Genomic DNA, 23451 nt, shown 5'->3' with positions numbered 1-23451 from the left:
CCCCAAGCGGTCGAGTTAGAAGAAGCGGTTTTTAGGAGTCATGAGGTTTGAAAATAAAGGTAGCGAGCATCCGACTAAAATTTATTGGAAAATGGGGTAAGTTCGACAACTTGGAAGACAATTTTATGTCGTTTGACGAATTGCCTTCGCGTATGAATGCCGACGATGCCAACAGTTTTACACAAGGTTTACCTTCGAGTCAAGACGTATTTGGTTCGGCTCCAGACGACGACGTGCCGTTTTAAACGCATGGCGCTATACCGGCATAGAAACGCAATTGATTTTATATAAAAGAGGCTACCATTTTTTGGTGGCCTCTATTTTTATAGTGCGAGTCGCGTTGTACGCGATAAGGGATATCTAAAGGATGAATCAAGGGCTTCTGCGAAGCGCGTAAGCAATCCTCGAGCTGCTAGAGCAGCGCCTATTTTATAATTATTGCCACAAATTATCCCAAAGTGACATTTTGTCGCATTGTTACCCACCCGCTTTTTTTGGTCGGTGATGTCGCTAAAAGACTGTAGTTACTACCGTTTATGTCCCGCGAGACCGGGTTGCTTAGTCGTCTTTAATCAGTCCGGCATACCGCAGTTCGTCCAGTATTTCCCTTTCTATCTCTTTGGATAATCGGTTGCGTATAAAGAGTTTGTTGGCCAGGCTAAACCAGAAATTTGAAACCAATATATTCGAGAGCATTTCCATGCGTTTGCGGATGGCCTTTTTATACTTTTTGTTAAATTCAGCCGTGCTAATAGACGGATAGTCGGGATAGTCTAAGGCCGCATCAGCGCCGTAATTATCCGCGTCAAATCGATTGAGACGCGCGTTTAATACGCGGATGTCGGGGACTATAGGGAAGTGTCTGCCGTTTTTGTCGGCATGGGTGTGGACAAAAAAGCGGTCCATCGCCATTTCGTGTGGCATAGCACCCAGTTTTTTGATCAACTCCGCTTCGGACAGGACGAAGTAATACCTTAAAAACGACTGGCAATTTTGCCTTCCCAGCTCGTAGTCGTGCTGTCGGAATGACTGATCTATAAATCCGGCAAAACCGAATAGGGGCGCGGTGGCCAAATCATTTTTAATCCGCAGCAGCTCGTCGAATTGAAACGATTTGCGTACCGGTTCTATTAAGAAGCGGCTGCTGTTCGACGCCGATAAGGCATCCAAGATACCGTCTCTGTTAAACATCACTTGATTGCGCAGGGCTTTAAACATGCCTTTGGCTACGGTAATGACATCGGCCACCGGATTTTCGTCTTCTTGCTCTTGGTCTTTGTTGGCAAAGGGGTCGATCATAATCACGGCGTATTGCTCTTTGAGCCATGACAGCGGCGCTTTTTCCCTCAAAACCTTTAGGGCTATGGCAAAGGGCTCGTTGTTGATGATACCGCCGTCTATAGAGTTGAATGTGTAAATGGGGTTGTTCGTACGGATCGGTTCTATACCTGTTGATGTGCCGAAGAGGTATTTGGGATAACGGTTGATGTATTCCTGGGAAATCGACACTTCGCGCGAGGGCAGTCCTATGGGAAAGGCAGCGGTACTCAGGGTGGCTTCTTTTAGCGCCTGCATGTCTTGTTGGCGATTGAGATCGAGTACGTAATAGAGGTCGCTACCCCTGGGAATGCCGGGTTTGTAGTATTTGTTTGCCAATTTATAGCGGAAAAATCCCCCATGGTTGGTGATGGTTGCCCCGCTGTGCGCATTGCCGCCAAAGTCGATTTTAAAGTTGATGCCCCTCAAATTGGTCGTTGTCATAATCAGGTCTAAGCCCTTGGAAATATAGTTGGGATAAGCTTGGGTTTCGCCCAGCTTTAAGGCGGTGTTTGCCAGGTCATCTATAGGCGTAGCATTGAGAAGCGCTTTCGGTTTTTCGCCCTTTTTTAATTTTTTGAGGTCTGTGGTATCCAAGAGTTTTTGCAAGGTGTCGCTTTTTTCGTCATCGGCCATGGTTACCCAGGTTTGATAAAAGCGGTTGTTTCTGCCCAAGGGATTTTCGCGATTCAACGGCTGATGGTGGGGATCAACCGCATGGAGCAAGGCCAAACTGCCTACGATACCGCCGGCAGAAGCACCGCTGATCACGTCGATTTCAACCTCGTGCATGGGTAGGGAAAAATCGTAATCGCCATGGGCTGGCGTTAGCGCCCTATTTTTTTCCTTGGCCTTTTCCCACAGCTCTAAGGTTTCTAAGAGGTAGTCCATCACGCCGGCGGTAAAGGCTCCGGCAGAGACCGCTCCGGCCATGGTGAGGCAAATTTTAAATTTTTGGTTGTTGTCACTCATAATCGAGGCGTTTAAAGGGTTGGTTTTCGATTTTCCTGACTGCGAAAAACAATCAGCTTGCCGTCTTAATACCTAGCGGTAAAGCAAAACCATACTGCATAGGCAGTTAGCCTAGGGGCTATATTGGGGGAGAGTAGTAGGGAGTCCCTATTTTCAAATGTATAAAATTAAATCGCTTTTAATTGCTTAACAGTGTTAAAATTGCGATTTAAAATACACGTTTAGGGCTTTTTGGCTGTTTTAATGTTTTAATTTCAGTGTTTTTTTATTAAAAAACAAATGTTTTGAGGGAGGGAATGGCAATATGAAATACAGCCATAGGAGTATTAACTTAAATAGTTGGTTAAGCGTTAGTTGTGTTAAAATTTGGCCGGTATAAAAAAAGCCCCTTATCCAGAGATAAGGGGCTTTTTTTATTGGTTTGTACCCGTGGTATCTGGTTTTGGAACCGTGATGGGTTTTGGTCGCGCTACGGGCTTTTTTACGGCTGTTGTAGCGGTTGTTTCCACTGTGGGAACTTCTTCTACTGCAGGAGCTACTAAGCGGTTCATTTCGACCCAATTGATGTGTGTTACAAAGCGGTCTATATATTCTTTTCTATTGTTTTTATGCGTGGGGTAGTAGGCGTGCTCCCAAAGATCGATGGCTAAAATGGGAATACCCGCTACTTTGTACATCGGCATGAGAGGGTTGTCTTCGTTGGCAGTGCTTACCAAGCTCAGTTTTTCGGGCGTATACATCAGCCACAGCCAGCCCGAACCGAGTTGTTGGTTGGCCATCTGAGTAAACTTCTCTTTAAAACCGCCTATGGAACCGAAATCGCGATTGATCATCGCCAGCAATTCCGCACTGGGTTTGCCGTCGGTATCTTTGGTTATACTCCGCCAATAGATGTTGTGGTTGTAATAGCCGCCGCTGTAGTTTTTCAGCAGGGGATGCTCGGCATCTGTACTGGCCAAGACCACTTCGATCGAGCGCTTTTCCAAAGGGGTATTGAGCAGGATTCTATTCAGGTTATTTGCATGGGCTAAATGGTGTTTGGCATAGTGCAAATAGATGTTTTCCGGATCTAAAAAATCCTTGAAATCCTCGTATTCGTATTTCAATCCTTCCATCTGGAAAGGACCGCTGTTGGTTTTGATCGTTTTGGGATTGGGGAATACCGATTTGCGCGCTTTCTCAAAAATAATGGCATCTGGAATTTCGACTTCTTGCAATGCTTTTTTTTCCTGACAGCCATACTGTAGGAAAATCAGGGTCGTCAATGCGAAAACAGTGCTGGTTTTTAGTTTCATTTTGCGAAAATTGAATGAGCGAGATCGATATAGGCCTGTTTGGCTTCATCTTTGGATAAATGACTGATTTGAGACCAGGCATTAAACTTAAAGGCGTTGACTAAATCGTTTTGTAAAGACGGAAAGCGCTGGTGTATTTCCCCTTCTGTAGCCTGTTTATAATATGCGTAAATACTCAACATGGTATCAGGGGGCAAGTCTGCTGCCTGTTCTGAAATCTTTTGATAAGCCATTTGAAATTCAGTATCTAAACGAGTCATACTTCTGATTTTTTTATTTATAGTCGGCCTTGAGCAGGGCTAAAATCGACTCCGCATTTGCCCGTCTAAGAGCAAAGGGGGTTTATTTTATGGCAATCACCGTTTTGGCGCCTACTGCTTTTTGATTTAAAACGACATTGACGTCGGTTCCCAGGGGTAAATACAAATCGACACGCGATCCGAATTTGATAAATCCTGCATCTTCTCCTTGTATGGCTTGCGACCCTACTTTGGCGTAGTTGACAATGCGCTTGGCCAAGGCTCCGGCAATCTGACGGTACATCACTTCTCCAAAAACGGGATTGTCTACCACTACGGTGGTGCGTTCGTTTTCCAAGCTGGCTTTTGGATGCCAAGCTACTAAATATTTTCCGGGATGGTATTTGCTGTACTTGATGATTCCACTCATCGCATAACGCGTAACGTGTACGTTGATCGGCGACATAAAAATCGATACCATCAAGCGTTGGTCTTTAAAGTATTCCGGTTCGTAGACCTCTTCGATCACCACTACTTTTCCGTCTACCGGCGCCAAGATGCTGTGGTCGGTTACCGCGACCAAGCGCGTGGGATTTCTAAAAAATTGAAGTACTAAGATCAGCAATGCCAAGATGACAATATGTACTGTTGTTCGCAACCATGGAATAGTGATTAAATAATCCGATAGAAAGATCAGTCCTACTGAAATGACTAATGCTATTAAAATTATTTTGGCTCCTTCTTTGTGAAACATATTATTTTAAAATTTGAAATATTAAATATAAAAATGGCGATACGAAGATAATGCTATCTAGGCGATCGAGTATTCCTCCGTGACCGGGCATGATCGCGCCGCTGTCCTTAACTCCGGCTTGCCTTTTGAATTTGGATTCTACCAAGTCTCCAATTGTGCCAAAAAGGCTGACAAAAATAGCACTACTTATCCAAATTACGGCATTATTAACCGCGAAATATTTGCTGATAATCAGCGCGGCTATAACGGTGAATATCAGGCCTCCAACGAGTCCTTCTACCGTTTTCTTCGGAGATACGCGTTCAAATAGCTTGGTGCGTCCCCATTTTTTTCCAACGATATACGCAAAGGTGTCGTTGGTCCATATTAAAATAAATATGCCGACAATGACCTGCGGTTGGTAGCTGTTATTTATAAAGGGCAGGTGTAGTATAGCGCAAAACGGCAAAACCACGTAGCCTAACAATAACAGATAACGCGAAACTTGTCCTTTTTCTGTTGCTGGCTTTTTGGAAAAAAGGTCAAAGAGCAGATAGAGCAATACGACAAGGCCAAAGCCGTTTAGGTAAATAAAGGGCAGGCTGTCGTTTAAGGCATAAACGGCCGCTGTGGCCAGTATGCCCAAGGCATAACTCCAAACGAGCGACAAGCGCGTCAATCGAGCGAATTCATAAATGCCGATCAATAGAAATAAGCCAAATAAGATTTGAAAACTGATTTCATCGTAAAAGGTAGCGGTTAGTAATAAAACGATGTAAACAGCTCCTGATATTGATCTTACGAAACTTTCAGACATATTATAAATCTTCTAATAAAAGTAAATATAAGTTTTTGGGTGTACTGCCATAATTTAGGAAATGATCCTCTTTGGTGGGTTCAAAACACTTGAAGGTAGTGATGTTGGTAGGAAATACCGTTTGGTATTTCTTTTTGATTTCGCGCAAACCGTCGCTTTTGCTACGCGTGATTTGGCTTGTAGTGGCAATGACCACGATGTTGTTGGGCAGTTCCAATGGTTTTAGATGGCTCACTTGTTTAGATGAAAACAAGATAGAACCTTCGTCTGCAATGAGGCTTTCGCAACTCGCCAAGAGGAATAGGGGGTTTTTAGGCTGGTCAAAGTGAATGCGATTCTCCTTTAACATCGGAATCAATCGGGGTTCAAAGGTAATTCCCTCGGTCTCAAACCAATCGTTTTCCATAAGTATACTTACGAAGGTATCCTGTACTTCGCTTTCGGTTTCACAATATAGAAACTTGCCTCCATTACTCTTAAAGTTAAAAGTAAACTCCTCATCAATTGGCAATTCTTTTTCTGGCAGATATTGGCTTTCTTTCGGACCTAGTTGTTCCGATGAATTGGCAAATAAACTCCCTAATATCTTTTTAAAAAAACTCATATTGTCAGATCAACCCTGTTAGTACGCTTGTAACATTCAAAGATAAAAAAAATCTTAACTTAAAATGGCTTTAAGTTAAGATTTTTCAAGTGTTGTAAGAAAAAACGCTTAGTTGGTTTGTTCCAAAATTATTTCTTCTTTATCAAAGGGTCTTTTGCCAAAGATATCCTCTAAATCCTGATTGAAAATCACTTCTTTTTCACAGAGTAAATCGGCCAATTGAATCAGTTTCTCGCGGTTTAGCTCGAGTAACTCAATCGCTCTTTGGTATTGTTGTTCGATGAGATTGGATATTTCTTGATCGATGGTTTTCGCCGTCTCTTCCGAATAGGGTTTAGAGAAGTTGTAATCGTTCTGACCGGACGAATCGTAATAGGTCACGTTTCCGATTTTTTCGTTTAAACCATAAATCGTGATCATCGCCTTGGCTTGTTTGGTCACTTTTTCCAAGTCGCTTAAAGCACCTGTGGAAATTTGGTCGAATATAATGCGTTCTGCCGCACGTCCGCCCATAGTGGCACACATTTCGTCCAGCATTTGGTTGGTGCGAACAATCGAGCGCTCAGCCGGTAAATACCAAGCAGCACCCAAGCTTTGTCCTCGGGGAACTATGGTTACCTTGATCAGCGGGGAAGCGTGCTCCAACATCCAGCTTACCGTAGCGTGTCCGGCTTCGTGTATGGCGATGGCGTATTTTTCTTCTGGTGTAATGATCTTGTTTTTCTTTTCTAAACCACCGATAATCCGGTCAACAGCGTCTAGGAAGTCTTGCATATCCACCTGTTTTTTGTCTTTACGGGCAGCGGTCAAAGCGGCTTCGTTACACACATTGGCGATATCTGCTCCAGAAAACCCCGGTGTTTGTTTGGCTAGGAAATCGATGTCTAAATCGTCTACCTTTTTAATCTTTCTCAAGTGTACCTCAAAAATCGCTTGGCGCTCTCTAACGTCTGGAAGATCGACATAAATCTGTCTGTCGAAACGGCCTGCTCTTAAAAGGGCTTTGTCCAAGATTTCCGCTCGGTTGGTCGCTGCAATGACAATGACGTTGGTATTGGAACCAAAACCGTCCATTTCCGTTAGCAATTGGTTGAGGGTGTTTTCTCTTTCGTCGTTAGATCCCGAGAAATTGCTCTTTCCACGGGCTCTACCCACGGCGTCAATTTCATCGATAAAGATAATCGCAGGCGATTTTTCCTTGGCTTGTTTAAAGAGGTCGCGCACACGGGAGGCTCCAACTCCGACAAACATTTCGACGAAATCCGATCCCGATAGCGAAAAGAAAGGAACGTTGGCTTCGCCGGCAACGGCTTTGGCCAAAAGGGTTTTACCCGTTCCTGGAGGTCCTACCAATAGGGCTCCTTTGGGAATCTTTCCTCCTATAGAGGTATATTTTTCCGGATTTTTTAGAAATTCTACAATTTCTACAATCTCTTCTTTGGCTCCTTCTAATCCGGCAACGTCTTTAAAGGTTACCTTGATGTCGTTTTTCTCGTCGAATAGCTTGGCTTTGGATTTTCCGATAGAGAAAATCTGACCGCCACCGCCGCCAGCACCACCGCCAGTCATACGTCTCATCATAAAGAACCAGAATCCAATGAGGATGATGATCGGCAAGAAGTTAAAGAAGATATCGCCCCAATTGCTTTCGGGTTCCGATTTGTAATCCTTGAGCTTGCCTTGGCTGGCAGCCTCGCCGATGCGCTTCTGAAAGAGCTCTGCGTTTCCGATATCCGTTATGAATTGTGGACCGGTATTTTCCTTGCCTAAAATGGTCTTTTTTTGTAGGGCTTCAAATTCTTTGCTCTCCAAGGCTTCTTTGGTAAGATAGATCTTTGCAGAGGTTCTGTTGAATTCGATGCGCTCGACATAAGTGGAGTCCAAATACTGATAGAATTTGGATAGACTCAATTGTTTGGAGTCGCTAAAACCACTTCCATTGGAAAGGAAATTGATTAAAACTATAATCACTAAAGCACCGCCGTAGAGAATCCACGGGTTGAATTTAGGTTTGTTTGAATTCGGTTTAATATCTTTAGACATGAAATATGTTTAAAAAATTATTATTTAGTATTTGGAAATTAGTTTAGATAGAAGTGATTTTGGCATCTCCCCAAAGGCTTTCTATTCTGTAATAATCTCTGATTGGTTTTTGAAACACGTGTACTACGATATTCACGTAATCCATCAAAACCCATTCTCCGTTTTCCTGACCTTCTACGTGCCATGGTTTGTCGTGTAGTTCTCTCGATACAAAACGCTGTACCGAATTGGAAATCGCGTTTACTTGGGTGTTTGAATTTCCGTCGCAAATTATAAAATAATCACAGGCGGTATTGTCGAGGGCTCTGAGGTCCAAGATGTCAATGTTTTCTCCTTTTACTTCTTCAATTCCTTTTATGATGCTGGCTAATAGCTCATCATTGTTGATTTTTTTATCTGTCATTTATTTTTTTATAATATGTGCAAAGTTATAATTTTTGTAAGTATTTTTGACTTCAAATATAATGAAACACTTGCAACATTTCCATAATTATTTCTAATGAATATTATCAAACTCGATGCCACTCCTTCTACCAATATCTATTTGAAGGAATTACTGGCTCAAATGCCCTTGGAAAATTATACCGTGGTAGTGACCGAGAATCAGACTCAGGGTAGGGGACAACGCGGGTCTAAGTGGGTGTCGGAAAGCGGTAGTAATCTCACCTTTAGCGTGTTAATTAAGGATTTATTGTTGCGTGCCGAGGATGTGTTTACCTTAAATATACTGGTTTCTGTCGGCATTATTAAGGCTTTGGAAAACCTGAAAATTAATTCACTCGCGGTTAAATGGCCCAATGACATTTTGTCGGGAAATAAGAAAATTGGCGGTATTTTAATCGAAAACATCTTTAAATCCAACGGCGATGTCGTATCTGTTGTCGGAATCGGACTTAATGTCAATCAAAAAAACTTTATTGATTATCCGCAAGCGAGTTCTCTTTCTGTAGTGGCAGGTTGCGATTTTGACAAAGCGGTGTTGCTTCGGGAAATCGTAGCGCAGTTGATTTTCTTTTGCAACAAGTGCCGACACCATGGTGCCGACGAAATCTGGGGGGAATACCACCGACTCTTGTTTAAGAAAGACGTGCCCAGCATGTTTGAACTGCCGACCAAAAAGCGCTTTTTGGGCATGATCAACGCGGTAACTCCCCTGGGGGAACTCCAAGTGATCAAAGCCGATCAAAGCACCCACCACTTTCGGCTAAAAGAGATTAAAATGCTCTACTAAAGCCTTATTTATCCGCGTCTTTTTTGGGGATAAACTTCATGGAAACCGAATTCATACAATAGCGATTGCCCGTCGTATCTCGTGGACCGTCTTCGAATACATGTCCCAAGTGGCCTTTGCAATTCGCGCAAATCACCTCGGTGCGCTGCATGCCGTGCGAGACGTCTTTGACGTATAATACCGATTCCTTAATCGCGCGATCAAAGGAAGGCCAGCCGCAATGACCGTCGAATTTGTGGTCCGATTCGAATATTTGGCTACCACAACCGGCACATACATAGATGCCTTCTTCGTAAAAGTCGTTATAAGTACCAGAAAAAGGTCGCTCTGTGCCCTTTTGTCGCAATACGTAATACTCTTCTGGAGTCAATTGCTCCTTCCATTGTTGTTCGGTGTTATTGGCTGATTTCATGTTGTCTTTTATTTGTGTGTACGAATTTTGCTTGCAGGAAAGACATAGTAATACCAGTAGTATAGTGTAGGTTTTCATGACTGATTGCTGTTTATAAAGGTGTAAATTCTCTGAATAACGGTCTTGTCGCCGAGTATTTTGCGGTGCCCGAGTTTTTTGGTGATGAATAACTCTCCCTTTTTGAGGTGCTCGTAGATGTTGTGTGCCGCACTTACCGGAACATCGCGGTCGTTTTCATCGTGAATCACCAACACGGGTAGGTCAACTTGCTCTGCCGCCTGATGCACGCAAAAACTTTCCATCGTCTGTTTAAAATGGTCTTCAAAGCGCTGTTTCATCAATAGGGCAATTTGCGGTTTTAACTCCAATTGCTTGACGAAGTCTTTGATGATGTCTTGTACCACATCGCCACTGCCGATGATCACCGCCTTTTTGACTTGTAAACCCTCTTTGATTGCATTGATCGTTGCCATGCCTCCTAGTGAATGACCGACGATTAAATCAAACGGTCCATATTGCTGTTGCAACACAAAGCAGGCTTCGATAAATTCGGTCATATTGCTTTTGTTTTTAGGCGAACGACCGTGACCGGTAGCGTCAAAGCTCACCACGGTATAGTCGCTTTCCAGCAACATATTGGCTATGGTTACCAATTGAGTACCCCTGCCGTTCCAGCCGTGTACCAACAGCGCTTTTTTCTTTTTGGGTGCGCCGTAGTGATAGGCGATGATGTCCTTTTTTACTTTGGGCAAGCGCTCGCGAGTTTTATCGCTCTTCTTGTCCATCTCGGCTTCGCGCTTTGGCGCCTTAAACTTTAAGGGAGTGGTGAATAAATTCATCGCAAAATAAGCCGCCCAATTCGAGGAAAAGAAGGCTAAGGTCTTGCCGACGAGTTTGATGGGAGTGGGTATATCTAAATTCTGACGATGTTTTGCAGTTGCATTCGAAGCCATAACTTTTTTGTATAAAATTAAACAATATTTCCGTGTCTTAGATTTTCGGGGCAAAAAAAACGATTTCCCGTGCTATATGATCCTGAAAATGCGGTTTTTTCGACTTTAGGACGATTAAAAGGCGCAATTGTGTCAATAATGGTGGAGAATCGGTTTTGAGCCATGGCGTACTGGGAAGGGGGGATAAATACGCCGATTGTTTTTTACTGGCAAAGCTGCAAATATACAGATTTATTCCTTGGCGCGGTATGTGAGAAAAGGCAAAAGTAGTCAATCCTCAGTGTTTTTAATGAGGATAACCACATAGGGCTTTTCTGTAAAAGCGTTTTTAAGAGGGCAATTAAAAAAATCACAACAAAATATTTGAAGTATGGCCGAATTCGACTTACTTTTGTTAACAAAATTAAAATTGCCCAAATGAAGAAAATAATTTTAGCAGCCTCCGTGCTTTTTGTCATGTCTTGTGCAACCAATCCCTTTACCGGTGCTAAAACCATGGCATTGGTCAACGACAATTCGTTGTTTCCATCCTCTTTTCAACAATACGATGCTTTTTTAAAGGAACACAAGGTAATCAAGGGAACAGCAGATGCCAAACGCGTGGAAAACGTGGGAAAAAAAATAAGAGCAGCCGCGGAAAAGTGGTTGGATGCCCACGGGTATAAAGGCTATTTAGCCCAATACCAATGGGATTACAACCTGGTCGACGACAAGGAGGTCAACGCTTGGTGTATGCCGGGCGGGAAAATCGTTTTTTATACGGGAATCTTGCCAATCTGTCAGGACGATGCGGGTATAGCCACGGTTATGGGTCACGAAGTGGCGCATGCTTTAGCCAATCACGGACAGCAACGCATGAGTGCTGCTATGTTGCAGCAAGCCGGGGCAGAAGTGCTCAACGCGGCTACGACAAACAGCAAAGCGCAAACCAAAGATTTGCTCAAGGCGGCTTATGGCGGGGGATCCAATGTATTGGGGATGCTGCCTTTTAGCAGAAGCCACGAAAGCGAAGCGGATAAAATTGGACTCACCCTGATGGCCATCGCCGGATACAATCCGGATACCGCGGTCGCTTTTTGGTCGCGTATGGGCGCACAGTCTTCCGGTGGGGAACCCGCAGAATTTATGAGTACTCACCCGAGTAACCAAACGCGGATAGACAATTTAAAACGCCTAATACCGGAAGCCAAAGCAGAAGCTGCTAAATACGGGGTAAAGTTTTAAGTCGATAAAAGTTAAATAAAGCAATTTCCCCCACTTGAAAAATATGACAAACTTTGTAAAAGGCAGTAAGAAAGTACTCAACGCATGGGCGTTTTACGATTGGGCAAACTCCGTGTATGCCCTGGTGATTTCCTCCTCTATATTTCCACTGTATTACGGCGCCTTGTTTCGCATAAAGGAGGTAGAGGCCTATCCGATATTCGGCGTGGAAATTCGCAGTGAATCCATCATCAGCTATGTCACGGCCATCGGTTTTTTTATCATCGCCTTATTGTCGCCGTTTTTATCGGGTATAGCCGATTATATGGGCAATAAGAAATTCTTTCTCAAGCTCTTTTGCTATGTGGGATCGGTTTCTTGTATGCTGCTGTATTTTTTCTCCCTGGATTATCTGTTGCTGAGTCTGTTTTTCTACTTGCTGGCCTTAATCGGTTTTTGGGGAAGCTTGGTTTTTTACAATTCGTATTTACCCGATATCGCCCATGTGGATCAACAGGACAAAATCAGCGCCAAAGGCTACGGTTTGGGCTATATCGGAAGTGTGATTTTGTTGGTTATTAACCTGGGCATGTTGATGAATTACGAGACTTTTGGCTTCGAATCCGAAATGACGGCCATGCGCTTTTCCTTTCTATTGGTGGGTATATGGTGGATGGGCTTTAGTCAATACACATATAAGCATTTGCCGGATTTTAAAAACGACAAAAAATTTACCAAGTCGGTTTTTTTCTCGGGCTATAAGGAACTCAAAATGGTTTGGAAGCAACTCGGCGATTACGGCTCTTTAAAACATTATTTAAAAGCGTTCTTCGTCTATAGCATGGCCGTGCAAACCGTAATGATTATCGCCGCGTATTTCGGCGAAAAAGAAGTGGCATGGGGCGGCGATCAAGAGCGAACGATGGGGCTAATTGTCAGCATCCTCTTAATCCAACTCATCGCCATTTTCGGTGCTTTTCTAACATCCAGACTCTCGGCGGTATTGGGTAATATCAATACCTTAATTGTAGTCAACATCCTGTGGATCTTTATTTGTATTTACGCGTATTTCGTGGTCACGCCTATGCAGTTTTACATCGCTGCGGCATCGGTGGGCTTGGTCATGGGAGGAATACAATCCTTGTCGCGCTCCACCTATTCCAAATTATTGCCGCAAACCAAGGATACCACTTCATTTTTTAGTTTCTACGACGTAACTGAAAAAATAGGTATCGTGATCGGTATGTCCTTATATGGCCTCATCTCCGATTTAACGGGGAAAATGCAAAACGCCATACTCTTTTTAATCGTGTTTTTTATCCTAGGTGTATTCTTGCTGTTTAAAATGCCCAAACAGGGTCGGATTTAGTGGCCCGCTTGTGAAAACAGCTTGTTTTAGCTGTGTTTAAGGCGATTTGACTTAAAATCTGGCGGTGTATTAAGACAGTCACTGCATTTACAATCGAGATCGATTGACATTAATCCAAAGTTATAAAAATTGAAATGGGTGCTTTTTAGTGCCTTGGAAAACAGTTTTTTGCACTGTGCAAAAAGCGTTGATATACAAATAATTCATGAATATTACCTATTTAGTTTTTGGCGATCAGATCCAAAATTACCAGCAAGCCTTATTTTCGATATTGACCTTACAAGTTCAGCAGCAGTCCTCGGATCGCTTTATCGTGGTGACCGACTATCCGGAGTTTTTTAAATGCCTTCAAGATAGGGTGACCATTATTGAAATCAATGCGGATACCCTGCGGGAATGGGAGGGACCTCACAAGTTCTTTTGGCGGGTGAAAATCAAAGCTTTGCTCACGGTAGCCGACCGTTGGAAAGACACCTCTATACTGTATTTGGATTCGGATACCTTTTTATATGGCTCCTTGGATAACCTTCGACATGAGCTCGATCGCGGACAGAACATCATGCACTTAAACGAGGGTAATATGCGCGAACTCAAGACAAAAACAGAGCGATTGATGTGGTCGCAAATCAAACATAAAACCTATGGCGGAGTGCCGATGGACGACACCAAGTGTATGTGGAATGCCGGCGCAATAGGCGTGTCAAAATTGGACAAGACCAGCTTGGAATTGGCACTGCAGATCTGTGATGAAATGTGCGCCGACAAGGTTACTCGCAGGCTGATTGAGCAATTTGCTTTTTCGGTCGCCTTAAATGAGTATACCCCATTGAAAGCCGCAGACGATGAAATCGGACATTATTGGGGCAATAAAGGGCAGTGGAATACGCTGATCAGCAACTTTTTCCTCAAACATTTCTTTACGGGGAAAAGTGTGGATGTGCTGCTGTCAGAAATTGAGCAGTTGGACCTCGAGCAATATCCCATCAGGTTAAAAGTCTCCAATACCCGTTTGCGATTGCAAAAGAAGTTGGTTTCTCTTTTTCCCGACAAGCAGCCGGTATATGTTAAAAAGATTATAAATTAGAAACTTTGTATTTTTTTTTAAAATTGTAGTGTTGCTAAAATAAAAATTATATATTTGAGCCTTTATGATAATTTAACCAAATATGAAAAAAACCTATCTATTTCACATTTTATTCTTAGCAATGATTGCCGTTGTTGGATTTTCATCTTGTGATGAAGAAAGCATTGAACCGACGTTGTTAAACGAAGAATTAGTTGGGGAATCCATAATTCGCTTGACTTACCAAGACACCTTAGTAATAAGAAAGAATGTAGTGGCTACGGTAGACGAAAAGGGATTGTTCACTTTTGACGTCAAAGGCAAAGGCAAGGATATGCTGAGTATTACTACTTTTAAATTTGAAGAAGGCTTGTTCCCTTCTAATATAAATGTGGCCAAATATCTATTTGCAGACCTCAGTGATGTTGGATTGTCGGTAGACCACGTTAACCCCTTGACGAATACGGGATGGATTCGCATCAGCAGTATCAATAAAGTGGGAGGAAGTGTCGATGGCGAATTTAAGATTAAAATTTATCCACCGATTCTTTTAGATCCATCGGATCCGAATTTTGATTTGCAAACTGGAATAATCAATTTACCGAAAGCCTTTGAGATTCAAGGCGAATTTCGCAATCTGAGATATCAACGTGCCGAAGGCGATTATTTTGAAACGAAGATCGATGGCGCTGCCTGGGCATATAAAACCCGAAAGGTAAGTGTAGTGGGCAACCGTGTAGTGATTACTACATCCAACAGCGTTACCGAAGAGGTTATGGAGTTGTCTTTTGACAAAAATGTAGAGGAAGGCAATTACGGACTCGAAAATTTTCAAGCAAAATACAAATCGGCTAATGGGGTAAACTACAGTACTTATCTTGAATTAGGAGGAAGTACCCTTCAAATTAAGGAAAACAAAAACAACCGGGTAAAGGGAAGTTTTAATTTAAAGATGAAAAACGAAGCCGGTACCCAAACTTTGAACTTTACAGAAGGTTCTTTTAGCTTAGCGTATTAATTACCAATCAATACTCACTTATGACTTTTTTAAAAAATCCTGTTTACGCAGGATTTTTTTTATGGCATAATCATTGTCTTAACTATAGGGTAAAGTAGAGATACTAATTTTGTAAGGCTGAGTCTCAGGGTGTTGTCGTTTTTCACGGCGAATCCCCTTTTAAGTGCTCGGTGTTTTAATGACATAATGACTCAAAAATAATATGGCAAACCAAAAAATAATAACTTTAGACAATTTGTCACTTCACGATATGGATACGGATGCAGAGTTTATTCCCCTTTTATCGTCTGAAGACGAAGAGGAGATGAACAATGAAGAGCTGCCTCTGGAACTGCCGATCTTGCCTTTGCGCAATATGGTTTTGTTTCCCGGTGTAGTGATTCCCATTACGGCAGGTCGCGATAAGTCGATTAAATTGCTCGATGATGCTTATAACAACGATCGAACCATCGGAGTGGTTTCTCAGTTGGATGAGGAAATGGAAGAACCGGGGTTTGACGATATATATACCATAGGTACAGTAGCTAAAATTTTACGTGTGCTCAAATTGCCCGATGGCAATATCACGGTGATTTTACAAGGTAAAAAACGCTTTGAAATCGAAGAGCGCCTAACCGAGGAACCCTATTTAAAAGCTCGTGTTCGCGAAGTTTCCGAACTGCGACCGGAAAAGGAAGACAGCGAGTTCTTGGCGATTATCGAATCGATTAAGGAATCGGCTATAGAAATCATCAAGGAAAGCCCGAGTATCCCTTCTGAGGCTACTTTTGCCGTACGCAATATCGAGAGCAATTCGTTCTTGGTCAACTTTGTCTCTTCCAATATGAATTTGACCGTAGAGGAAAAACAGAGTTTGCTCAAGATCAACAACCTCAAGGAAAGGGCTTTAGAAACCTTAAAGATTATGAATGTGGAACTTCAGAAATTGGAGTTAAAAAACAACATTCAGTCCAAAGTGCGCTTTGATTTAGATCAACAACAAAAGGAGTATTTTCTGCAACAGCAGATGAAGACCATACAAGAAGAGCTCGGTGGTGTTTCCAATGAAGAGGAGTTCGAGGAAATGCGTGTAAAAGCGCAATCCAAGAAATGGACCGATAAGGTAAAGGAACACTTCGAAAAGGAGATGAACAAGTTTCAGCGGATGAATCCGCAAGTGGCGGAGTTTTCCATTCAGCGCAACTATTTGGAGTTTATGCTCGATTTGCCGTGGAACGAATATTCCGACGACGTTTTTGATCTTAAAAACGCTCAGAAAATATTGGATAAAGACCATTACGGCATTGAAGAGGTTAAAAAAAGGGTGTTGGAACACATGGCCGTTCTTAAATTGCGAAACGATTTAAGATCGCCTATACTGTGTTTATACGGACCTCCGGGAGTAGGAAAAACCTCCATAGGCAAGTCTATTGCAGAGGCTTTAGGCAGGGAATACGTGCGAATTTCCTTAGGGGGATTGCGCGATGAAGCCGAAATTAGAGGTCATAGAAAAACCTATATCGGTGCCATGCCCGGTCGAATTATTCAGAGTATAAAAAAGGCCAAGACATCGAATCCCGTCTTCTTATTGGACGAAATCGATAAATTGTCTACCAGCTATAACGGCGATCCGTCTTCTGCTTTGTTGGAAGTGTTGGATCCCGAGCAGAATGCCGATTTTTACGACAACTTCTTGGAAATGGGCTACGACCTTTCCAAGGTGATGTTTATCGCTACTTCCAATAGTTTGAGCACCATACAGCCGGCCTTGTTAGACCGTATGGAGGTGATCGAAATGAACGGCTATACCGTAGAGGAAAAAGTGGAAATCGCCAAGCAACACTTGCTGCCTAAGCAAATCAAAGAACACGGATTAACGCCCAAACAATTGAATGTAGGTAAGAAGCAAATGGAGTTTATCGTTTCTAAGTATACCAGAGAATCCGGTGTTCGTGGTTTGGATAAAAAACTAGCCGACTTAGCCAGAGGGGTGGCCAAAGCCATAGTGATGGAAGAGGAGTACCAGCCCAAAATGAATGAAGCCGACATTATTAAAATATTGGGTACCCCGCGTTTTGACTCGGATATGTACGAGAACAATGAAACCGCAGGAGTGGTAACCGGATTGGCTTGGACGCGCGTTGGTGGAGACATCCTCTATATAGAGTCCATTATTTCTAAGGGCAAGGGGAACTTAACCATGACTGGAAATTTGGGTACGGTAATGAAGGAATCGGCCACTATTGCCTTGGAGTATATACGTGCCAATGCCGAGTGGTTGGGAATCGACCCCAAGGTTTTGGAAACCTATAAAATTCACGTACACGTTCCAGAAGGGGCTACGCCCAAAGATGGACCGAGTGCGGGTATAACGATGCTGACCTCGATGGTGTCTTCTTTTACGCAAAAACGCGTGAAGAAAAACTTGGCGATGACCGGCGAAATTACCCTGCGCGGTAAAGTATTGCCCGTTGGTGGAATCAAGGAAAAGATATTGGCGGCTAAAAGGGCAAATATCAAAGAAATCATCCTGTGTAAGGAAAACAAACGAGATATCGATGAAATCAAAGCGGAATACCTCACGGGGTTGACCTTTCACTTTGTAGACCGCATGAGCGAAGTACTCGATATTGCCATACTCGATCAAAAAGTAAAAAAAGCCAAGGTGCTCTAAAAATATTTTATAACCTATAATTTTCGAATCGAAGCGCAAAGATTTATTTGCGCTTCTTTTTTTTAATTTGCTTTGACAAAAATATAATATCTTAGCGTTTTGATTTTCAATTTAAGCAGCCCCATTAAAGATGAAAAAATACGTTTTTCTATTCCTTTTTATATCCGCCTCATTTCCTATTTTCGGACAGGTCGGAGGGGAGTATACCTATCAGTTTTTAAATATGACACCGGCGCCTAGACAGGCCGCTTTGGGGGGCAAGGTGATAACTATTTGGGATTCCGACGTCAATCAGCCCTTTTTTAATCCCGCGTCGCTCAATGCGAAGATGGACAATCAACTGGCGCTGAATTTCGGGAAGTACTTCGGCGAAATCAGCTATGGAACGGCGGCTTATGCCAAGACTTTTGACAATAATAAAAACGTGCATATAGGAGTCAACTACCTCAATTACGGCGATTTTGACGGTTACGATGAAAACGGCGTGGGCACGGGCAGTTTCTCGGGTAGCGAACTAGCGGTTTCCCTGGGATATTCCTACCAAATCATCTCCTCAAATTGGAATGTCGGAGCCAATGTCAAATTTATATCCTCGAATTTGGAGTCTTACAATTCTTTCGGTGCAGCCTTGGATCTAGGAGCCTTATATGTCAATGAAGACAACGGTTTCAATTTTGCCTTTGCCGTTCGAAATTTAGGCGCTCAGCTCTCGACTTATGCCGACGAGCGTGAAAAGCTTCCGGTAGACGTGATGATTGGCGTGTCTAAAGAATTGGAAAACGTGCCGATACGCTGGCATGTTACGCTAGATAATTTACAAAAATGGGACCTGTCCTATTCCAACCCATCTCGGGCAGAAACCAACTTGGAAGGTGAAATCACCGAAGAAAAGGTGGGCTTCTTTAACAATGCCCTTCGGCACGTCATTATTGGAGCAGAGCTGTTTCCCGGAAAAAACTTTAATTTAAGAGTGGGCTATAACTTTAGAAAAGGCGAAGAATTGCGCGTGGTAGACCAACGCCACTTCTCGGGTATTACCGCCGGTTTCGGATTCCGATTTAATCGGATTCGCCTCGATTACTCGTATTCAAGACAAACGGTTGCAGCCAACACCAGTCTGTTAGGACTCGCCGTGGACTTACAATAATAAATTCTATTTTTTTGAAAAAAATCACCATTGCAATTGATGGATACTCATCAACAGGGAAAAGTACTTTGGCCAAGCAGTTGGCTAAAGAATTGGGATATGTTTATATCGACACCGGAGCCATGTATCGAGCAGTTACCTTTTTTGCCATGCAAAAGGGACTGATTACGGCCGATTATTTCGATGAACAAGGCCTCGTTAATGCCTTGGATCAAATCCATTTGGAATTTCAGTACAATGGCCTTCGCGGCTTTGCCGAAATTCACCTCAATCAAAAGAATGTCGAAGAGGCGATTCGAACCCTAGAGGTGTCTCGTTTGGTTAGTCAAATAGCGCAGTTGTCAGAAGTGCGCAAAAAACTGGTCGAACAGCAGCAGGGATTTGGACGCAGCAAAGGCGTGGTAATGGACGGCCGGGATATCGGTACCGTGGTGTTTCCCGATGCCGAACTCAAAATATTTATGACCGCTTCACCGGAAATTCGCGCCAAACGCCGCTTCGACGAGCTCGTTGCTAAAGGTCAGGCTGTTACCTACGACGAAGTGTTTCAAAATGTGGTCGAACGCGATCGCATCGATACCACTCGTAAAGATTCTCCCTTGGTCAAAGCGGCAGATGCCATTGAATTTGACAATTCCAGCGTGGATCGTGAAACGCAGTTTCTACAAATTACCGCCTTGGCGTACGAAGTTTTAAACCGACAATAATTGGAACAAAAAGAGGAATTGTTTTGTGACAAACCGAGAAAATGGTACTTTTGCCGCAGTCAAACTAACAAATCTTTTACCCTGTTTGCGCCGATAAACGTGCGCGCACTAAACTTTATAGCCCTGATATGATGTCTTCAAAGATAAAATTAACAATCATGAACTTTATGCAGTTTTTTGTATGGGGAGCATGGTTGATTACCATAGCCAATTATTGGTTTGGAACTAAAAACTGGGACGGTACGCAGTTCGGGCTTATTTTTGGCACCATGGGTATCGCTTCGGTATTTATGCCAACCCTGTCGGGTATCATCGCCGACAGATGGGTAAACGCCGAAAAATTATACGGTATTTTGCATTTGTTGTATGCGGCCACCTTGTTTTACTTGCCGCAGATCGACAGTCCGGCTTTGTTCTTTGATGTGATGTTGCTGGCGATGTGTTTTTATATGCCGACGATTTCCTTAAACAACTCCATTTCGTATTCCGTACTCAAATCGAGTAATTTAGATGTGGTCAAAGATTTTCCTCCCATACGCGTATGGGGAACCATCGGTTTTATCGCTGCGATGTGGGTGACCAATCTAACGGGCAATAAGGCTACGGAATACCAGTTTTACATAGCGGGTATCGGTGCCTTGCTGTTGGGTATTTACGGTTTTACCATGCCTAAATGCCCGCCTAAAAAAGATGTGGACACTAATGCCTCCTTCTTTAAATTGATGGGCTTAGACGCTTTTAAATTGTTTGCCAATTACAAAATTACGGTTTTCTTCGTCTTCTCCATGTTTTTGGGAGGGGCCTTGCAATTGACCAACGCCTATGGCGATGTGTTTTTAAGCGAGTTTGAAAAATTTCCCAAGTATGCCGATTCCTTTGTGGTAAAACACTCCACCATAGTCATGTCGATTTCTCAGATCTCGGAAACCTTGTTTATCCTGGCTATTCCCTTTTTCTTAAAGCGCTTTGGGATTAAAAAGGTCATGCTGATTTCCATGTTTGCCTGGGTGTTGCGCTTTGCGCTTTTTGCCTTTGGCGATCCGGTAAACGGACTTTGGATGATTATTATGTCGTGCGTGGTATACGGAATGGCTTTTGACTTCTTTAATATCTCGGGTTCGCTATTCGTAGAGACTTCGACGGATTCCAAAATGCGATCTTCCGCCCAGGGTTTATTTATGATGATGACCAACGGTTTTGGAGCGATATTGGGCAGTGTCACTTCCGGATGGATGATCGACAAGTTCTTTACGCTGTCGTTTAACGATATCAACTCGTTATCGACTTATTTGGAAACGGATCCGGACAACGCCAGTTTACTGGGGTTGGTAACCAACAACAACATCGCCGTGTCGGCTCAGGGTATTTTTAGCCGGGATTTGATGTTGCGCGACTGGCAGTCTATCTGGTTGTCTTTTGCGGTGTATTCATTGATTATTGCCGTGTTCTTCGCCTTGTTGTTCAAACACAAACACGTGGTAGGGGAGGTGATTCCCGAAGTCAAACACTAAAAACATACAGGCCGCTTTTGCGACTCGAATGGCAAAATCCCCTAAGGCAAAAACCTCAGGGGATTTTTTTATGGGTGCTAAGGAAACTCAGTCCTTGAGTTCAAAACAGTTTTGTACTCCGTTGATGATCAATAGGGCCTTGTAGTCTTTCTCGATCCAAATGGCCGAGTCGTTGCTATAAGTGCTTTTGTACGGGGTTTTGGACTCCAAAGCTAGCTTGAGGTTGTCCGCGTCTTTGCGCTCCAACAAAACGTATTGCTGGCGGTTTTCCAAAGTAGTGGTGATCTTGATCTGTTGGTCGTCGTTTGCGTAATTTTTGACCAAGGGACTGCGCTGTTGCAACAGCAGGGTTTGGTCTTCGGTTTTAAACTGTGCTTGGTCGCCTTGGACTTCCCAACGTATCGCCTCGGCTTCGTATACGGCGCCCTTGGCCCAAGTTTCTCGCTGGGGCAGGCTAAACCACGCTTGGGGCGTTTCGATCAACACCCTTTGGTCTTGAGGGTCGGTTTGGTAATAGACGTGATACAAGCGACCGTCTTGCGCTTGGTAAACGTATGAAGTGGGATTGTGCAATTTGGCGTGTAAATCCTTTTCCAGTGGGGTTGCGGCAGCCGTCAGGCTCTTGTCAATTTTATAAGTGCTTGCTGTATGAGTCTTTTGTTGGCAAGAGGCTATAAATATCGTTAGCACAATTGCTGTTAAAAAGCTTTTGTAGTACATGATATAACTATTTTACTAGTTAAAATCAAAAACAACGCCAATCTTCGTTTTTTAAGATTTAATTGACTGTTTTTCAAGGTATACCACAAATATGGCGACCTGGTGAAGAGAAATCGCCTTTTACCCGATCTGGACGCCCGAAAAAAGAGCGTCGGTTAGGTTGTCCTTAGGTTATCCAATGGGTGACCACATAGATGATTAAGCCGACTAAACCGCCGACTAGGGTTCCGTTTATTCGGATAAACTGCAAGTCCTTACCCACTTCCAACTCCAGTTTTTCGCTGAGTTCCCTGCCGTCCCAATTACCGACGGTTTTGCTGATCAGATGACCGACTTCTGCGGTGTTGTTTAAAATCATTTTGTACACGCTGTGCTGTACCCAAGTGTTGATTTTGGGCTTGGTGTTTTCGTCGTTTTTAAGCTGACTAGACAGCTGTTGGATATGGGAGTGGATGTATAGGGATACCGCCGATTTTGGATTGTTTAATTGATCGAGCAGCTCCTTTTTTAAGGTCTCGAGCAAGTCGCCGAGATAGCTGTGGATCTTTTCTGGGGTGACGAACTGTTCGAGCAGCTCGTCAAACTTGTGCTTCCAACTTTCGGAGCTGTTGATTTCCGCTGTGAGCTCTAAGAGTTTTGAGGTGAGTTCCAGGCGAATTTTGTGTTGGGGATTGTCGAGTATTTCGTCGAAGAAAGAAACGATACCGCTGATGAGTTGATTGGTTACGGCCTTACCTCCTATAAGTCCGAGTATCGGCTTTTTATCGGTGACTTTTTGATAGATTTCTTCGCGGTTTTGTTCGACGTATTTCTTGGCCTGGGGCAAAATGAGGTCGATCAATCGGTTGTGCTCGTCGTTGTCGATGGCGTAAATCAATCCCTGGGAAACCCAGTTTTGGAGCGGTAGGTCGCGGATGCCCTCTTGTGCTTTGGTCGCCAGGAAATCCAACAGGGCTGCATCTTCGATGTTCAACAGTACTTTGCGCAGTATATGGTTGATTTCCAACTCTAGGTTTTGTTGGTTTTTAGGTTGGTCCAGCCAGCTGGCTGCAAATAGGGCCAAATCGATTTTTTCGATATACGGACGGATGTTCTCCGCGGTTAGGAAGTTGTCGGTCACAAAACTCCCCAAGTTATCGCCTATGGCATTTTTGCTGTTTTCGATTAAATTGGTATGCGGAATTTTAATGCCCATCGGATAGCGAAACAGGGCTGTAACGGCAAACCAATCGGCTAAGGCCCCCACCATAGCGGCTTCTGAAAAGGCTTTTACATAGTTCATCCAGTTCTGCGGAGCGCTTTGAATGGCGAACACCATCACCAAGTAAAGTATGGCCATACCGATAAATAATCCGGTTGCTATGCGTTTGTGTTTTCGGAGTTGCTTGATCTTATCAGCCATAGAAGAGATGCTTTTGTTCTTATAAAGATACTTTTAATTTGC

The 23451-nt window shown here is 43.3% G+C and carries 22 protein-coding genes; 10 read left to right on the top strand and 12 right to left on the bottom strand.

Going from position 1 to position 23451, the window contains the following annotated elements:
* Positions 1-47: 47 nt before the first annotated feature.
* Positions 48-245 (top strand): hypothetical protein, encoded by a 198-nt coding sequence (locus tag ACQZ43_RS14900; protein WP_430613488.1) that lies wholly within the window; start codon positions 48-50, stop codon positions 243-245.
* A gap of 313 nt (positions 246-558) precedes the next feature.
* On the opposite strand, the gene ACQZ43_RS14895 is transcribed toward ACQZ43_RS14900, so the two are convergent.
* The 8 genes from ACQZ43_RS14895 to rsfS form a co-directional block, all read right to left on the bottom strand.
* Complete coding sequence (locus ACQZ43_RS14895; protein WP_430613487.1) at positions 559-2289, bottom strand: patatin-like phospholipase family protein; 1731 nt, start codon at positions 2287-2289, stop codon at positions 559-561.
* A gap of 413 nt (positions 2290-2702) precedes the next feature.
* Positions 2703-3584: a superoxide dismutase gene (locus tag ACQZ43_RS14890; RefSeq protein WP_430613486.1), complete on the bottom strand. Its 882-nt coding sequence runs from the start codon at positions 3582-3584 to the stop codon at positions 2703-2705.
* A complete protein-coding gene (locus ACQZ43_RS14885; RefSeq protein ID WP_430613485.1) occupies positions 3581-3844 on the bottom strand; it encodes an acyl-CoA-binding protein in 264 nt (87 codons plus the stop codon). The genes ACQZ43_RS14890 and ACQZ43_RS14885 overlap by 4 nt, the downstream gene beginning before the upstream one ends.
* Before the next feature lie 82 nt (positions 3845-3926).
* The gene (locus tag ACQZ43_RS14880) at positions 3927-4577 is read right to left on the bottom strand and encodes a phosphatidylserine decarboxylase family protein (protein WP_430613484.1); all 651 of its coding nucleotides are present in this window, start codon (positions 4575-4577) and stop codon (positions 3927-3929) included.
* A 1-nt stretch (position 4578) separates the two neighbouring features.
* The gene (locus tag ACQZ43_RS14875; protein ID WP_430613483.1) at positions 4579-5373 is read right to left on the bottom strand and encodes a phosphatidate cytidylyltransferase; all 795 of its coding nucleotides are present in this window, start codon (positions 5371-5373) and stop codon (positions 4579-4581) included.
* A 1-nt stretch (position 5374) separates the two neighbouring features.
* Positions 5375-5977 carry a lactate utilization protein B/C gene (locus ACQZ43_RS14870; protein WP_430613482.1) on the bottom strand — a complete coding sequence of 201 codons (603 nt, stop codon included), beginning with the start codon at positions 5975-5977 and terminating at the stop codon, positions 5375-5377.
* 108 nt (positions 5978-6085) lie between these two features.
* Entirely contained in the window at positions 6086-8020 is a 1935-nt protein-coding gene (gene ftsH / locus ACQZ43_RS14865) for an ATP-dependent zinc metalloprotease FtsH (RefSeq protein ID WP_430613481.1), read from the bottom strand.
* Between the two features lie 43 nt (positions 8021-8063).
* Positions 8064-8423: a ribosome silencing factor gene (gene rsfS / locus ACQZ43_RS14860; RefSeq protein ID WP_430613480.1), complete on the bottom strand. Its 360-nt coding sequence runs from the start codon at positions 8421-8423 to the stop codon at positions 8064-8066.
* A gap of 96 nt (positions 8424-8519) precedes the next feature.
* Between rsfS and ACQZ43_RS14855 the strand changes: the two genes are divergently transcribed.
* Positions 8520-9251 (top strand): biotin--[acetyl-CoA-carboxylase] ligase, encoded by a 732-nt coding sequence (locus ACQZ43_RS14855; protein ID WP_430613479.1) that lies wholly within the window; start codon positions 8520-8522, stop codon positions 9249-9251.
* A gap of 4 nt (positions 9252-9255) precedes the next feature.
* On the opposite strand, the gene msrB is transcribed toward ACQZ43_RS14855, so the two are convergent.
* Entirely contained in the window at positions 9256-9741 is a 486-nt protein-coding gene (msrB, locus tag ACQZ43_RS14850; RefSeq protein ID WP_430613478.1) for a peptide-methionine (R)-S-oxide reductase MsrB, read from the bottom strand.
* A complete protein-coding gene (locus ACQZ43_RS14845) occupies positions 9738-10616 on the bottom strand; it encodes an alpha/beta hydrolase (RefSeq protein WP_430613477.1) in 879 nt (292 codons plus the stop codon). Before ACQZ43_RS14845 ends, msrB begins: the two co-directional genes overlap by 4 nt.
* Positions 10617-11033: 417 nt before the next feature.
* On the opposite strand from ACQZ43_RS14845, the gene ACQZ43_RS14840 reads away from it, so the two are divergent.
* From ACQZ43_RS14840 to ACQZ43_RS14805, 8 genes are all read left to right on the top strand, one after another.
* A complete protein-coding gene (locus ACQZ43_RS14840; protein ID WP_430613476.1) occupies positions 11034-11840 on the top strand; it encodes a M48 family metallopeptidase in 807 nt (268 codons plus the stop codon).
* A gap of 43 nt (positions 11841-11883) precedes the next feature.
* Positions 11884-13188: an MFS transporter gene (locus ACQZ43_RS14835; RefSeq protein WP_430613475.1), complete on the top strand. Its 1305-nt coding sequence runs from the start codon at positions 11884-11886 to the stop codon at positions 13186-13188.
* Between the two features lie 205 nt (positions 13189-13393).
* On the top strand, positions 13394-14272 hold the full coding sequence (locus ACQZ43_RS14830; RefSeq protein ID WP_430613474.1) for a hypothetical protein: 879 nt from the start codon (positions 13394-13396) through the stop codon (positions 14270-14272).
* An 82-nt stretch (positions 14273-14354) separates the two neighbouring features.
* Positions 14355-15269, top strand: a complete 915-nt coding sequence (locus ACQZ43_RS14825; RefSeq protein WP_430613473.1) for a DUF6252 family protein — start codon at positions 14355-14357, stop codon at positions 15267-15269.
* 202 nt (positions 15270-15471) lie between these two features.
* The gene (lon, locus tag ACQZ43_RS14820) at positions 15472-17922 is read left to right on the top strand and encodes an endopeptidase La (RefSeq protein ID WP_430613472.1); all 2451 of its coding nucleotides are present in this window, start codon (positions 15472-15474) and stop codon (positions 17920-17922) included.
* A 130-nt stretch (positions 17923-18052) separates the two neighbouring features.
* Complete coding sequence (porQ, locus tag ACQZ43_RS14815; protein ID WP_430613471.1) at positions 18053-19069, top strand: type IX secretion system protein PorQ; 1017 nt, start codon at positions 18053-18055, stop codon at positions 19067-19069.
* A 14-nt stretch (positions 19070-19083) separates the two neighbouring features.
* Positions 19084-19776: a (d)CMP kinase gene (gene cmk, locus ACQZ43_RS14810; RefSeq protein ID WP_430613470.1), complete on the top strand. Its 693-nt coding sequence runs from the start codon at positions 19084-19086 to the stop codon at positions 19774-19776.
* Between the two features lie 131 nt (positions 19777-19907).
* Positions 19908-21287: a nucleoside permease gene (locus tag ACQZ43_RS14805; protein ID WP_430615697.1), complete on the top strand. Its 1380-nt coding sequence runs from the start codon at positions 19908-19910 to the stop codon at positions 21285-21287.
* 87 nt (positions 21288-21374) lie between these two features.
* On the opposite strand, the gene ACQZ43_RS14800 is transcribed toward ACQZ43_RS14805, so the two are convergent.
* Positions 21375-22007 carry a hypothetical protein gene (locus ACQZ43_RS14800; protein ID WP_430613469.1) on the bottom strand — a complete coding sequence of 211 codons (633 nt, stop codon included), beginning with the start codon at positions 22005-22007 and terminating at the stop codon, positions 21375-21377.
* A 166-nt stretch (positions 22008-22173) separates the two neighbouring features.
* Complete coding sequence (locus tag ACQZ43_RS14795; RefSeq protein ID WP_430613468.1) at positions 22174-23409, bottom strand: DUF445 domain-containing protein; 1236 nt, start codon at positions 23407-23409, stop codon at positions 22174-22176.
* Positions 23410-23451 lie beyond the last annotated feature (42 nt).

The sequence above is a fragment of the Flavobacterium sp. JP2137 genome (assembly GCF_050562195.1).
In the GTDB taxonomy this organism is placed as follows: domain Bacteria; phylum Bacteroidota; class Bacteroidia; order Flavobacteriales; family Flavobacteriaceae; genus Flavobacterium.
Note: the sequence above shows the minus strand (reverse complement) of the source record. Positions and strands in the feature narration are given on the sequence as shown.